At 68.5% G+C, this 13227-nt stretch carries 16 protein-coding genes and 2 tRNA genes; 13 read left to right on the top strand and 5 right to left on the bottom strand.

Annotation, left to right across the window (positions count from 1 at the left end):
- Positions 1-13: 13 nt before the first annotated feature.
- The 3 genes from HOW07_RS02645 to HOW07_RS02635 are packed head-to-tail and all read left to right on the top strand — an operon-like array spanning position 14 to position 2777.
- Positions 14-1411, top strand: a complete 1398-nt coding sequence (locus tag HOW07_RS02645; protein WP_285039193.1) for an ABC transporter ATP-binding protein — start codon at positions 14-16, stop codon at positions 1409-1411.
- Positions 1408-2208: an energy-coupling factor transporter transmembrane protein EcfT gene (locus HOW07_RS02640; RefSeq protein ID WP_121290271.1), complete on the top strand. Its 801-nt coding sequence runs from the start codon at positions 1408-1410 to the stop codon at positions 2206-2208. The genes HOW07_RS02645 and HOW07_RS02640 overlap by 4 nt, the downstream gene beginning before the upstream one ends.
- On the top strand, positions 2205-2777 hold the full coding sequence (locus HOW07_RS02635; protein ID WP_175116011.1) for a hypothetical protein: 573 nt from the start codon (positions 2205-2207) through the stop codon (positions 2775-2777). The genes HOW07_RS02640 and HOW07_RS02635 overlap by 4 nt, the downstream gene beginning before the upstream one ends.
- A 158-nt stretch (positions 2778-2935) precedes the next feature.
- On the opposite strand, the gene HOW07_RS02630 is transcribed toward HOW07_RS02635, so the two are convergent.
- Positions 2936-3008: transfer RNA gene (locus HOW07_RS02630), tRNA-Arg, on the bottom strand.
- Between the two features lie 30 nt (positions 3009-3038).
- Complete coding sequence (locus tag HOW07_RS02625) at positions 3039-3263, bottom strand: SCO4848 family membrane protein (RefSeq protein ID WP_121290275.1); 225 nt, start codon at positions 3261-3263, stop codon at positions 3039-3041.
- 52 nt (positions 3264-3315) lie between these two features.
- Here HOW07_RS02625 and orn point away from each other — a divergent pair, with 52 nt between their 5' ends.
- The 4 genes from orn (at position 3316) to nadE (ending at position 5381) form a co-directional block, all read left to right on the top strand.
- Positions 3316-3936, top strand: a complete 621-nt coding sequence (orn, locus tag HOW07_RS02620) for an oligoribonuclease (RefSeq protein ID WP_064295132.1) — start codon at positions 3316-3318, stop codon at positions 3934-3936.
- Positions 3937-3986: 50 nt separating this feature from the next.
- Positions 3987-4062: transfer RNA gene (locus HOW07_RS02615), tRNA-His, on the top strand.
- Positions 4063-4117: 55 nt separating this feature from the next.
- Complete coding sequence (locus HOW07_RS02610; RefSeq protein WP_064295133.1) at positions 4118-4468, top strand: metallopeptidase family protein; 351 nt, start codon at positions 4118-4120, stop codon at positions 4466-4468.
- A gap of 91 nt (positions 4469-4559) precedes the next feature.
- Entirely contained in the window at positions 4560-5381 is an 822-nt protein-coding gene (nadE, locus tag HOW07_RS02605; protein ID WP_121290277.1) for an ammonia-dependent NAD(+) synthetase, read from the top strand.
- Between the two features lie 68 nt (positions 5382-5449).
- On the opposite strand, the gene HOW07_RS02600 is transcribed toward nadE, so the two are convergent.
- Positions 5450-6166 carry a hypothetical protein gene (locus tag HOW07_RS02600; RefSeq protein WP_175116010.1) on the bottom strand — a complete coding sequence of 239 codons (717 nt, stop codon included), beginning with the start codon at positions 6164-6166 and terminating at the stop codon, positions 5450-5452.
- Between the two features lie 79 nt (positions 6167-6245).
- A complete protein-coding gene (locus tag HOW07_RS02595; RefSeq protein WP_064295136.1) occupies positions 6246-6446 on the bottom strand; it encodes a hypothetical protein in 201 nt (66 codons plus the stop codon).
- Between the two features lie 282 nt (positions 6447-6728).
- Here HOW07_RS02595 and HOW07_RS02590 point away from each other — a divergent pair, with 282 nt between their 5' ends.
- From HOW07_RS02590 to HOW07_RS02570, 5 genes are all read left to right on the top strand, one after another.
- Positions 6729-7181 carry a single-stranded DNA-binding protein gene (locus HOW07_RS02590; RefSeq protein WP_064295163.1) on the top strand — a complete coding sequence of 151 codons (453 nt, stop codon included), beginning with the start codon at positions 6729-6731 and terminating at the stop codon, positions 7179-7181.
- Positions 7182-7203: 22 nt separating this feature from the next.
- Positions 7204-7728: a hypothetical protein gene (locus HOW07_RS02585; RefSeq protein WP_285039192.1), complete on the top strand. Its 525-nt coding sequence runs from the start codon at positions 7204-7206 to the stop codon at positions 7726-7728.
- A gap of 104 nt (positions 7729-7832) precedes the next feature.
- A complete protein-coding gene (locus HOW07_RS02580) occupies positions 7833-9278 on the top strand; it encodes an amino acid permease (RefSeq protein WP_175116009.1) in 1446 nt (481 codons plus the stop codon).
- Positions 9279-9291: 13 nt separating this feature from the next.
- Entirely contained in the window at positions 9292-10974 is a 1683-nt protein-coding gene (gene ettA, locus HOW07_RS02575) for an energy-dependent translational throttle protein EttA (RefSeq protein ID WP_175116008.1), read from the top strand.
- A gap of 87 nt (positions 10975-11061) precedes the next feature.
- Complete coding sequence (locus HOW07_RS02570; protein WP_064295138.1) at positions 11062-11535, top strand: thioesterase family protein; 474 nt, start codon at positions 11062-11064, stop codon at positions 11533-11535.
- A 10-nt stretch (positions 11536-11545) separates the two neighbouring features.
- Here HOW07_RS02570 and HOW07_RS02565 read toward each other — a convergent pair whose 3' ends face one another.
- Positions 11546-12418 (bottom strand): acyl-CoA thioesterase II, encoded by an 873-nt coding sequence (locus HOW07_RS02565; protein WP_285039190.1) that lies wholly within the window; start codon positions 12416-12418, stop codon positions 11546-11548.
- Positions 12419-12544: 126 nt separating this feature from the next.
- Between HOW07_RS02565 and HOW07_RS02560 the strand changes: the two genes are divergently transcribed.
- Complete coding sequence (locus HOW07_RS02560) at positions 12545-13225, top strand: hypothetical protein (RefSeq protein ID WP_175116007.1); 681 nt, start codon at positions 12545-12547, stop codon at positions 13223-13225.
- Positions 13226-13227: the final 2 nt, after the last annotated feature.

The raw sequence follows: 13227 nt of genomic DNA, 5'->3' as shown, positions 1-13227 counted from the left end.
GAAGGCCTGGGCGGTGAGCGACCTCGACCTCGTGATCGAACCGGGCGAGCGGGTCCTCCTGCTGGGGGCGTCCGGTGCCGGCAAGTCGACGCTGATCCACGCACTGGCCGGCGTGCTCGGCGGAGCGGACGAGGGGGAGTCCCACGGCTCGCTCCTCGTCGATGGCGTTCCGCCTGAACGAGCGCGGGGTCGCATTGGGCTCGTGCTGCAGGATCCCGACTCGCAGGTGATCCTGTCCAAGGTCGGTGACGACGTCGCCTTCGGCTGCGAGAACCTCGGCGTCGAGCGCGAGGAGATCTGGCGCCGCGTCGACGCCTCGCTGGAGGCCGTCGGACTGGACCTGCCGCTGGACCACTCGACCTCGGCGCTGTCTGGCGGTCAGAAACAGCGGCTGGCCCTCGCCGGCGTACTCGCCATGCACCCCTCGCTCCTCCTGCTCGACGAACCGACCGCGAACCTCGACCCGGCCGGGGTGGCCGAGGTGCGGGACGCCGTCGCTCGGCTGGTCGATGACGGTTCGTCCACCCTGGTCGTCATCGAACACCGCGTCGACGTCTGGCGCGAGCTGATGACCAGGGTCGTCGTGCTCGACGCCGACGGCGGTGTCCTCGCCGACGGGCCACCCGACCTCGTCCTCGACGACGTCGGGCAGCGCCTGGCCGATGCGGGCGTCTGGGTGCCGGGCATCCCGCTGGGGTTGGCCCCTCGTCCGGTGTCCGGCCCATCGGCGGCGGTCATCACGACCGACGACCTGGCGATCGGTCGAACGCGGAAGCAGCCGGTGCAGGAGCACCTGGGGCTCGCGGTGCCCGAAGGCGCGGGGACCGTCATCGTCGGCCCCAACGGCGCGGGGAAGTCCACGCTCGCGCTCACGCTGGCGGGACTGCTGCCGGAGATCACGGGGACGGTGACCGCCGCTCCGCAGCTCGCCGGCAGGCTGGGATCCCGGCCGATCCGCTGGAAGTCGACCGAGTTGCTCACGCGCATCGGGACGGTCTTCCAGGATCCCGAGCACCAGTTCGTCTCATCGACCGTGCGGAACGAGCTCGGTGTCGGCCTGCAGGCCCTCCGCTGGTCCCGGACCGCCATCGACGAGCGGGTCTCCGAGATCCTCGATGCGCTCGGTCTCGGTCGTCTCGCCGAGGCGAACCCGTTCAGTCTCTCGGGCGGTCAGAAGCGCCGGTTGTCGGTGGCCACCGTCCTCGCCGCCCGGCCGGCGGTCATGGTCCTCGACGAACCGACGTTCGGGCAGGATCGACGCACGTGGTTGTCACTCGTCCGCCTGCTGCAGCATGAGCTCGAGCGCGGCGCGACGATCGTCTCCGTCACGCATGACGCGGGGGTCGTCGAGCATCTGGGCGACCATCGCATCCTCCTCGAACCGCCGGAGTTCCAGAGGCGGGCCGCATGACGAGCCTCACGGCAGCGGAGCGCTCGACGGTGCTGCACCATCGACCGCCGCTCGACCGGGTGAATCCGGTGACGAAGGTGCTGGCCGTCCTGATCCTGTCCGTCCCGTTGCTGCTGACGATCGACTGGGTGAGTGCGAGCACGGCGGTCCTGCTCGAAGTGATGCTGTTCCCGCTCTCCGGCCTGCGGTTCACCGCGTTGCTGAAGCGGGCCCTGCCGGTGCTCGTCTTCGCGCCCATCGGCGGGATCAGCATGCTGTTGTACGCGAAGCCGGGAGGGACGGAGTACCTGTCGCTCGGGTTCGTCCGCGTGACGGACAACTCGATCGAGCTGGCGGTCGCCGTGACGATCCGCGTGTTGGCGCTCGGTCTCCCGACGATCCTGCTCTTCGCGCGGGTGGATCCGACCGATCTGGCCGACGGGCTGTCTCAGATCGCGAAGCTGCCGTCGCGGTTCGTGCTCGGGATCCTCGCTGGAGCGCGGATGCTCGGACTCTTCATCGACGACTGGCGCAGTCTCGCGCTCGCCCGTCGTGCCCGTGGGCTGGGGGACCGGGGAGTGGTCCGGCGGTTCGCGTCCATGGCGTTCGTGCTGCTGGTGTTCGCCATCCGCCGCGGGAGCAAACTCGCGACGGCGATGGAGGCGCGGGGGTTCGGGGCACCGATCGAACGCACCTGGGCCAGACCGTCCCGCCTGGGCCGGGCCGATCTTCTGGCCGTCCTGGTGACGATGGTGATCATGGCCCTCGCGCTGTCCACGGCGGTCCTCGCCGGTACGTTCCGGGTCGTGGGCCAGTGAGCGCGGTTCCGCCGGTCCTGCTCGTCGACGGTCGCTCGGGCACGGGGAAGACGACGCTCGCCTCCTCGGTCGCGTCCGCGTTGACGGCCAGCACGGTCGTCCACATGGACGACCTGTATCCGGGATGGGAAGGGCTCGAGGAAGGTGCTCGACTCCTCGTCGAGTGGATCCTCAGACCGTTCGCCGAGCGGCGCGCGGGGGAGTGGCGGCGCTGGGACTGGGAACGGTCCGCCCGTGCGGAGGTGCACCTCGTGCCGAGCGACCGTCCACTCATCGTCGAGGGCTGCGGCTCGTCGTCGCGGGCGTCGCGAATACTCGCCGACACGGCGCTGTGGCTCGACGCGCCGGTGGTCCAGCGCACCGACCGCCTCATCGGGCGCGGTGACGGTGTGGACTGGCTCGCGGGGTGGACCCTCCAGGAGGACGCGTTCATCGAGCGGGAGCGGCCCGACCTCGATGCCGGGCTCCGCATCGAGGCGACCGACGCGGCGGACCAGGTCTCCGCACTCGTCCTCGACGCCCTCGCTCACGACGGTCGTGGACGTTGGAATCCTTGGTTGCGCGAGTGACGATGAGCGTCCGGGTATCGGTCCCTGAGCTTGTCGAGGGGTCAGGGCTCGGGTTCCGGTCCCTGAGCTTGTCGAAGGGTCAGGGCTCGGGTTCCGGTCCCTGAGCTTGTCGAAGGGTCAGGGCTCGGGTTCCGGTCCCTGAGCTTGTCGAAGGGGTGTGCCCCCGGCAGGATTCGAACCTGCGACCAAGAGATTAGAAGGCTCCTGCTCTATCCCCTGAGCTACGGAGGCGGGCGTCGTCCAGGATACCGCAGCGGTGTCTCAGACGCCGACGCCGAGGAGGCCGAGGACACCGAAGACCAGCGACAGGGCTGCGAGGACGAGGGCGATGCTGATGAGGATGACGTGCACGCGCAGGAACGTCGTCGCACGTCCTTGATCGTCGCGTGCACGCGGGTCGGCGACGATCCGCTTGAGGAAGCGGGGCCAGACGACGACGTTGTAGACACCGTTGACGAGCAGCAGGACGGAGATGGCGATGATCACCGCTCGAGTCTACGGAACCGGCGGCGTCGGTCGTGCTGAGTAGACTCGACCCATGAGCACAGCTGGGGACCGTCTGGTCTGGATCGACTGCGAGATGACCGGACTCGAGCTGGAGGTCGACGAACTCGTCGAGATCGCCGTCGTGATCACCGACTTCGAACTGAACATCCTCGACCCGGGTTACTCCGTCGTGATCAAGCCCGATCAGTCGGCACTCGACAACATGGGTGAGTTCGTGACGAACATGCACCGCACTTCGGGGCTGCTCGAGGAGATCCCGAACGGCGTGAGCGTCGCGGACGCGGAGTTCCAGGTCATCGAGTACATCCAGCGCTTCGTCCCCGACGAGTCGAAGGCGCCGCTGGCCGGGAACACCATCGGGACCGACCGAGGGTTCCTCGCGCGCTACATGCCGCGGCTCGACGCCCACCTGCACTACCGCAACGTCGACGTCTCCTCGATCAAGGAACTCGCCCGTCGGTGGTACCCGCGGGTCTACTTCAACGCCCCGTCGAAGCACGGCGGTCATCGCGCGCTGGCGGACATCCTCGAGTCGATCCGTGAGCTCGCCTACTACCGCGGAGCGTTGTTCGTCGACCTCCCCGGCCCGTCCTCCGACGACGCGAAGCAGGTTTCGGAAGCGGTCGTGTCACGGTACGCCCCAAACATGTAATAGACTCATCCAGTCGCTTGTGACGCGGTCTCCGCGGAGCAGGTCGCATGGTGGGTATAGCTCAGTTGGCAGAGCGCCTGGTTGTGGTCCAGGAGGTCGCGGGTTCAAGCCCCGTTACTCACCCCATGTCGTACAGAAGCCGGAGGATCCCTCCGGCTTCTGTCGTATCCGGGGAGTGGGCATGTTGGAGCTGGACACCGAGGCGTTCGAAGCCCTCGTGGTGGACGAACTCGACCGCTTGCCCGACGAGATGGTCGACGGTCTCGACAACGTCGTCTTCGTCGTCGAGGATCGCCCTGAGAACGGCACGCTCGACACGCTCGGATTGTACGACGGTGTCGCTTTGACGGAGCGTGACCGCTACGGCTTCGGCGAGATGCCCGACCGGATCATCGTCTACCGCGAGCCGCATCTGGCGGCATGCGAGACGCTCGACGAGCTCGCCGACGAGATCCACACCACCCTGGTCCACGAGATCGCGCACTTCTACGGGATCGACGACGAGCGGCTGCACGAGCTCGGCTGGGCCTGAGATCCGCCTCGCCCACCGAGTCGTGTTTCCGGTGTGTTGCAAGTGCCTCGGAGTTCCGGGTACGCCTCCGGCGAGCGAGTAGCCTGGGGACATGCGCGAGATCCAGGCCCGCATCATTGCGGAACTCCATGTCAGCCCCACGATCGACCCGGCGGCCGAGGTCCGTTCCCGGATCGACTTCCTGAAGTCGTACCTGCGGGCGACACACACGAAGGGGTTCGTGCTCGGGATCAGCGGGGGACAGGACTCGTCGCTCGCCGGGCGCCTGTGCCAGCTCGCGGCGGAAGAGGTCCGAGCCGAGGGTGGGGAGGCCCGGTTCGTCGCCGTCCGTCTGCCGTACGCCGTGCAGCACGACGAGGACGACGCCCAGTTGGCGTTGTCGTTCATCCGTCCGGACGATTCCGTCGTGTTCAACATCCAGCGCGCGGTCGACGGGTTCGAAGCCGAGTACGCGGATGCGACCGGCGAACCCCTCAGCGACTTCGTCAAGGGCAACGCGAAGGCGCGGGCACGCATGGTCGCGCAGTATGCGATCGCCGGTCAGCAGGGGCTCCTGGTGGTCGGGACGGACCACGCGGCCGAGGCGGTCACCGGCTTCTTCACGAAGTTCGGCGACGGCGGGGCCGACGTGCTCCCGCTCAGTGGCCTGACGAAGCGCCAGGGGCGTGCGCTCCTGGAGTCGCTCGACGCTCCGGAACGGCTCTACCTGAAGGCACCGACCGCCGATCTCCTCGACGGCACTCCCGGCCAGACCGATGAGGAGAACCTCGGACTCAGCTACCAGCAGATCGACGACTTCCTCGAGGGGAACGAGATCGATCCGGTGGCCGCCGAAGCGATCGAGACCCGATATGCGGCGACGGAGCACAAGCGCCAGGTCCCGGTCAGCAAGTTCGACACCTGGTGGCGCTGACCACGAACCCCTGACACGAAGACGGCGGCCCGATCGGTTGATCGGGCCGCCGTCTGTCGGTCTCGCGGTCAGCTGACGCTGGACTGCTTGCGTTCGGCTTCCAGGACCGCGACGTCGTCGATGATGCGCTGCGTCGTGCTGGTGTTGATCGTGCCGCCCGTCGAGCGGGTGATGTCACCGGGCCGTGAAGCCGGCGCGGTGGATGCGGGCTTCACCTCGGCGTACTGCTCGTGGTGCTGCTTGGCGACCCAGGCCTCCTGCTCCGCGACGAGCGCCTGTTCCGATCCGCTGGACTCGGCGCGCCAGCGACGGAGGTCGCCGTCGAAGTCCTTCCGGGCCCGTGCCGGCTTCTTCGACCACTCGACGAGGCGGTCGCGGAATTCCTCGACCACCGGGTCCAACTCGTACCCGAACGTCGCGGAGTTGCGCTTCATCTCGTGGAGCTGGTGATTCGCCCAGTCCGCGGCGACGGCCGCACCCTTGATCGGGCTGAGTCGCACGAGCGTGTCGGCCTGGGCGACCGCCCGATCGCTGAGCACCTGCTCCTGCGGGGTGAGCGAGTTCCAGACGCTGGCCTCGGTGGCGGCGTCGACGAGCGCCAGGATCGCGACGTTCTTCTGCTCTCGATCGCGCTGGTCCACGATGGCCCGAAGCGCGCGACGGCTTGCGCCGGCGGCGACGAGGGAGGACACCACGACGGCCACGATGAAGAGGGCCGCAGCGAACAGCATGGGGCGGACCTCAGCTGAGGTCACCCACTCTACGAAGTCATTCCACCACTGCATGGGCCGCAGACTACCCCTCGTTCGGGCGTGAACACGGGCGACGCACCGGGTTCGACGGGAACGGCGGGAGGGTCGTCGTTCAGTTGCGGAAGGCGTCGATGGCGACCGCGAGATCGCTGAAGCTGCCCAATGGGGCGTACCCGAGGACCGCCGGTCGGAAGCGGTTGGCCCGGTACTCCGGAACGCCGTCCGCTCCGACGGCCTCGATGTTGCCGAGCACACGGCCGTCGGGGGTCGTCACGCGCCAGTAGCCGGGACGGATGCTCAGGGCGTTGGGCATGGGACTCCTCCTGCGCTGGTGGGGTGATGCCGGACGGGGACTGCCGGCTGGTACTCGTCAGCGTATGCGGGGCCACCGACATCGGCCCTGGTCGGGGCGGAACGAGGGTCCTCCACAGCGAGGTGCGCGGTTGTGGACATCGACGAGGGCCGCCCGGCTCGACACAGGGCCTACGGGATCGGTGAGGCTGGGAGCGCGTCCGGGGTGGCGATCGGCACGGACCCGCCCCGGACGCTTCGGCGATCCACCGCCAAGATCGTCGGATCGACAGGAGAGGAACCCATGAACGACCAGATCACCGTCTGCGGACACGTCGCGACAGACCCGAAGCACCATCGCACGACGTCCGGGCTGGACATCACCAGTTTCCGCCTGGCGTCGCAGCAACGTCGGTACGACCAGAAGCAGGGCTCCTGGGTGGCGCAGGAGACGAACTGGTACACGGTGAGCGCCTTCCGTGGATTGGCGACCGCCTCCGCCACATCGATCGTCAAAGGACAACGCGTGATCGTCCTCGGTCGGTTGCGGATCCGCGACTGGGAGCAGGGTGAGCGACGAGGGACGTCGGTCGACATCGAAGCCGATCACATCGGGCCCGACATCGGCTGGCAGCCGAAGGGGGCCGTCGAGTCGCCGGTCGGAGCTGGGGCGAGTCCGGCGTCCGCCGCATCCGAGTCGACCGGATCCGGAACCGGGGAGTGGGCGTCGGCGCCGCCGCAGGACACGCCGTTCTGACGCGCCACGTAGACTGCTCGACGTGCAGAAGAGCCTCCGCGACCGCCCCGCCTCAGCCGTCACCTCGATCCGTCGCCGCTCGTCGATCGCCGGCGTACGGGCCGGCGTGGTGCTCGGCCTGCTCGGCATCGCCGTGACGGGTTGCACCCAGCCCGCTCCCGAGCCGACGGCCACGCCGAGCCAGACGCCGACCGCCACTGAGACGGCTCCGGCGGCGCCGGTGCTGCTCCCCGAGGGCACCGCCTCCGACAACCTGCCGTTCTTCGACGCGGTCAACGCCGCCACGCTCGCCGCGAACCCCGCCGCTGGCGGTCAGGCGATCATCGACGGTCTCGTCGCCGCCGGCTTCCCGAAGGCGGAGATGGAGGTCTCCTCGGACACGACGAGCATCGGCGAGCCGGCCGACTCGATCCAGTTCGCCATCCGGTGGCAAGGACAATGCATCCTCGGGCAGAACGGGCCGGCGACGGGATACCACTCGTCGGTGGTGTCGCAGCTCGACACCGGGCGATGCCTCGTCGGGGTCACCCGCGCGATCGACTGGTAGAGCCGCTGACCAGCCCGGGCTGGTGCAAGCTGTGAGCATGCCATAACCTGACATTTCAGATATCGCCACCTCCTGGGTGGCTCGATCCGGAATCGAGGGCCCGCATGAACGCCAACCCATCACCTGGCGGGGAACCTGCCACCGAGGCCGTCTTCCTGGCCGACGGACGTCTCGCCGTCGCTCCTGCGGCGCTGGCGCACACACTCAAGCCTCGTCACCTGGCGCTGATCGCCCTCGGTGGCATGATCGGCGCCGGGCTCCTCGTGGCGTCGAGCACGGCGATCCTCGCAGCGGGGCCCGGCGTGATCCTCGCGTACGCCCTGGCCGGCGTGGTCGTGGTGCTCGTCATGCGCATGCTGGGGGAGATGGCCTCCGCGTCGCCCGAGACCGGGTCGTTCTCCGCCTACGCCTCGCGATTCATCGGACCCTGGGCCGGTCTCGCGATCGGATGGCTCTACTGGTGGTTCTGGGTCGTGGTCGTCGGCATCGAGGCGACCGCCGCAGCGCAGGTCGTGAGCCAGTGGGTGCCAGGTCTCCCGCAATGGATCCCGGCGCTCGTCATCACCGTCGCGTTCCTCGCCGCCAACCTCGTCTCGGTGAAGTCCTTCGGTGAGTTCGAGTTCTGGTTCTCGTCGATCAAGATCGCGGCCGTGATCCTGTTCATCGCGCTCGGATCGCTCATCATCGTCGGCGTCGTCCCGACCGAGACGGCGACCGTCGCCAATCTCGCTCCGACCGACGGGGGCTTCCTGCCGTTCGGTGTCGGCGGCGTCCTGGCGGCCCTGCTGCCGATCATCTTCTCGATGTTCGGTGCCGAGGTCGCCACGATCGCGGCAGGAGAATCGGTGGACCCGAAGGGTGCCGTCCGGCGAGCGGTGAACTCGGTCGTCTGGCGGATCCTGCTGTTCTACATCGGCTCGATCCTGGTCGTCCTCATCGTGGTGCCGTGGACGGAGATCACGCCGGGGATCAGCCCCTTCGTCACCATGCTGCACGCCGCCGGCATCCCCGGTGCCGGGGTGGCGATGGACATCATCGTGTTCACAGCCCTGTTGTCGACGCTCAACGCGTCGCTGTACACGGCGTCGCGCATGCTGTTCTCGCTCGGGGGCCGCGGGGAGGCCCCGCGAGCAGTCCGCGCGACGACGCGACGCGGCACGCCGGCGGTCGCGATCCTGTGCTCGGCCGTCGTCGGGCTCGTGTGCGTCCTGTTGAACTACCTCGCACCGGACGAGGTCTTCACGTTCCTCGTCAACTCCACCGGCGCGATCGCGATCTTCGTGTGGATCGTGATCGCCGTCGCCCAACTGCGCAGCCGACGGTTCGACCAGGTCTCGGCGTCGGAGAGCTGCGACCGCGTCGGCGGGATCCGCATGTGGGGACACCCGTGGCTCACGGTCATCGTCGTCGTCGCGCTCGTCGCGCTGCTGGCGTCCATGTTCTTCGGCGGACCCGCCCGGCTCCTCGAGGTGACGACGAGTTGCGCGATCGCGGCGGCGGCCGTCGTCGCGGGCATCGTCGTGCAGCGCAAACGACGGGTCCGGCCGTAGACTGGACGGCGACATGGCTGAATACATTTACTCGATGGTCCGCGCCCGCAAGGCGGTCGGCGACAAGCTCATCCTCGACGACGTGACGATGGCGTTCCTGCCCGGAGCGAAGATCGGCGTCGTCGGCCCGAACGGTGCCGGTAAGTCCACGATCCTGAAGATCATGGCGGGGATCGACACCCCCTCGAACGGCGAGGCGAAGCTCACGCCGGGCTTCAGCGTCGGCATCCTCATGCAGGAGCCGGAACTCGACGAGGACAAGACGGTGCTCGAGAACGTCCAGGAGGGCGTCGGCGAGATCAAGGGCAAGATCGACCGCTTCAACGAGATCTCGCTCGCGATGGCCGAGCCCGACGCCGACTTCGACGCCCTGCTCGCCGAGATGGGCGTGCTGCAGGAGGCGATCGACGCCGCTGACGCCTGGGACCTCGACTCGCAGCTGGAGCAGGCGATGGACGCCCTGCGCTGCCCGCCGTCCGACGCCACGGTCGCCCACCTCTCCGGTGGTGAGAAGCGTCGCGTCGCACTCTGCAAGCTCCTCCTGCAGAAGCCCCACCTCCTGCTCCTCGACGAGCCCACCAACCACCTCGACGCCGAGAGCGTGCTCTGGCTCGAACAGCACCTCGCCCAGTACGCGGGCGCCGTGCTCGCCGTCACCCACGACCGGTACTTCCTCGACCACGTCGCAGAGTGGATCTGTGAGGTGGACCGCGGTCGCCTGTACCCCTACGAGGGCAACTACTCCACCTACCTCGAGAAGAAGGGCGAGCGCCTCAACGTCCAGGGCAAGAAGGACGCGAAGCTCGCCAAGCGCCTCGCGAGCGAACTCGAGTGGGTCCGCAGCAACGCGAAGGGCCGCCAGGCGAAGTCGAAGGCGCGTCTCGCTCGCTACGAGGAGATGGCGACGGAGGCCGAGCGCACCAGGAAGCTCGACTTCGAAGAGATCCAGATCCCCGCCGGTCCGCGACTCGGCTCGACGGTCCTCGAGGCCAAGAAGCTCGAGAAGGGCTTCGACGGACGCGTCCTCATCAACGACCTCTCCTTCAGCCTCCCGCGCAACGGCATCGTCGGCATCATCGGCCCCAACGGAGTCGGTAAGACCACGCTGTTCAAGACCATCGTCGGCATCGAGCCGCTCGACGCCGGCGAGCTCAAGGTCGGCGAGACCGTGAAGCTCTCCTACGTCGACCAGTCCCGCGGGGGCATCGACCCCAACAAGACGCTTTGGGAGGTCGTTTCCGAGGGGCTCGACTACATCCAGGTCGGCAACCAGGAGATCCCGTCCCGCGCCTACGTGTCGACGTTCGGATTCAAGGGCCCGGACCAGCAGAAGAAAGCGGGTGTCCTCTCCGGTGGTGAGCGCAACCGCCTGAACCTCGCGCTGACGCTCAAGCAGGGCGGCAACCTCCTCCTGCTCGACGAACCGACCAACGACCTCGACGTCGAGACGCTCTCGAGCCTCGAGAACGCACTCCTCGAGTTCCCGGGTTGTGCCGTGGTCATCACCCACGACCGGTGGTTCCTCGACCGCATCGCGACGCACATCCTGGCGTACGAGGGTACCGAGGAGAACCCGTCGAACTGGCACTGGTTCGAGGGCAACTTCGAGTCCTACGAAGAGGACAAGATCAAGCGCCTCGGACCGGACGCGGCCAAGCCGCACCGCTCCGCGTACCGCAAACTCACGCGCGACTAGGACTCCTGCGAACGGCCCATCGGCTTCTGCCGGTGGGCCGTCGTCCGTTCACGACCCGTACGTCCCCGACCCACGGAGGGCCCAGCAATGACCAGACTCCACGTGCCGATCCCACTGCGGTGGGGCGACCTCGACGCCTTCAACCACGTCAACAACGCCTCGATGCTCAAGCTGCTGGAGGAGGCGCGTGTCCGCGTCTTCTGGATCCCGACGTTGGCGTCGGAGGACGTGCCGCCGACCGCGGTCATCGACGCGAGCCTCGAGGCCGAGACGCTGACGCTCGTGGCACACCAGGAGATCGAGTACCTGGCCCCGATCCCGTACCAGCGTGATCCGCTCGACGTCCAGCTCTGGATGGGCAAGATCGGCGGGGCCAGCCTGCAGGTCGCGTACGAGGTGTACTCGCCGCTGGGCGGGGCATCGCAGACGCTGTACGCCCGAGCCTCGACGACGGTCGTCATGGTGGACGCCAAGACACTCAAGCCGCGCCGGATCTCGGACGTCGAACGTGCCGCATGGGAGCCGTTCCTCGAGGATCCGATCGAGTTCTCGCGACGCTGAGCGACCCCGGTCACCGAGGCTTCGGGAATCGCACCATGCCCTCCTGGGCGACGCTCGCGACGAGGCGACCCGCCCGATCGTAGATGCGCCCGAGGGACAGACCTCGCCCGCCGGTGGCGCTCGGGGAATCCTGCAGGTAGAGCAGCCATTCGTCCACGCGCGCGGGACGGTGCCACCACATGGCGTGGTCGAGACTGGCGATCTTGATGCCCGGGGTGGCCCACGGGACGCCGTGACGACGGAGCACCGGCTCCAGGATCGTGTAGTCACTCGCGTAGGCGAGCGCGGCACGGTGCAGCCCCGGGTCGTCGGGCAGATCCTCGATCGTCTTGAACCACACCGCTTGCCGGGTGGTCCGCTCGCCCTCCACGCGGAGGTAGACGGGGGAGCCGACGTGTCGGAGGTCGAAGGGGCGTCCCGTCGCCCACGCCTCGGCGGCCGGGTGGTCGATCCCGCTGAGGAGCTCGGCGGCTGACGGGAGCGTCTCCGGGTCGGGGATCCCGTCGGGCAGCTCGATCTGATGCTCCGGGCCCTCGTCCTGGGTCTGGAAGGACGCGATCATCGAGAGGATCGGCACCCCGTTCTGGTAGGCCTGGGTGCGCCTGGTGGCGAACGAGCGTCCGTCGTGGATGCGGTCGACCGCGAAGGTGATCGGCAGGTCGACATCGCCCGGTCGGAGGAAGTACCCGTGCATCGAGTGGATGATGCGCTCGGCGTCGACGGTCCGGGTCGCGGCGACGACGGACTGGGCGAGCACCTGACCACCGAAGACCCGCCCCTGTGGCATCCATTGCGACGGACCGGTGAAGATGTCCTCGTCGGTCCGGACACCGGGAGCGCTGAGGTCCAGAGCGGTCAACAGGGAGTGGATCGGTTCCTTCACGCGAACACGCCTTTCATCCGGGGGTCGAGGCTCGGTCGTCGATGCCCGACCCGACCCGCCGAGTCTATCCAGGCCCTGTGGACGCGGTGCCGGAGCGTACACGGCGGTGGCGTAGATTGAGAGGAGATGTCCACCACCTTGCAGCTCCTCGACGCCACCTCGCTCGCCGACCTCCGCACCTTCCTTGCACGCGCCGCCCGGATCGACGACTCCGGTGTGCGACTCCTGGCCGCCGGAGACGTCCTGGCGGTCTCCGCTCCGGTGCTGCACCCGCAGGGGCTGCTCGACCGGAGTCCGACGATCATCGGGATGCGCACCTTCGCACTCGCCGAACCCGCCACGTCCGACGTGCTCGCGACCCCGCGTGAACTCATCGACCGCATCGTCCGCACGCTCGGCGGCGTCGCTGCCGAGGACCTGGTCGCGGATGCCCGCGAGACCGTGCCGCTCGAGCTGCCGCCGTCCACGAGGACGGCTCCGTGGGTCGGACAGGCACCGCCGCGTGGCGGCTGGGTACGCGCGGGCGACGTGGACACCATCGAGCTCGAACTCGTCGCCAGGACGGGGGCCTCGGAGATCGCCGAGACGCTCCCCACAGCGGTGGGCGATCAGATCGTCCAGAAGGTGCGGTCGCAGGTCTGGTCCCGGCCCCTCGGCGACGGCCACGGACTCCCGACCGGTGCCGCGTTCGCCGCGGTGGGCCTCGGCTTCATCGCCGAGCCGGAGCGTGCGGCCGTCTTCCGCTCAGGCGGATGGGTCCGCTTGAGCACCCGACGCGGGCATGTGCTCGCAGGTGCCGTGTCCTGATC

The organism is Plantibacter sp. MCCC 1A11337 (assembly GCF_013349365.1).
GTDB lineage: Bacteria > Actinomycetota > Actinomycetes > Actinomycetales > Microbacteriaceae > Plantibacter > Plantibacter flavus_A.
This window is presented reverse-complemented; position numbering and strand designations above follow the sequence as displayed.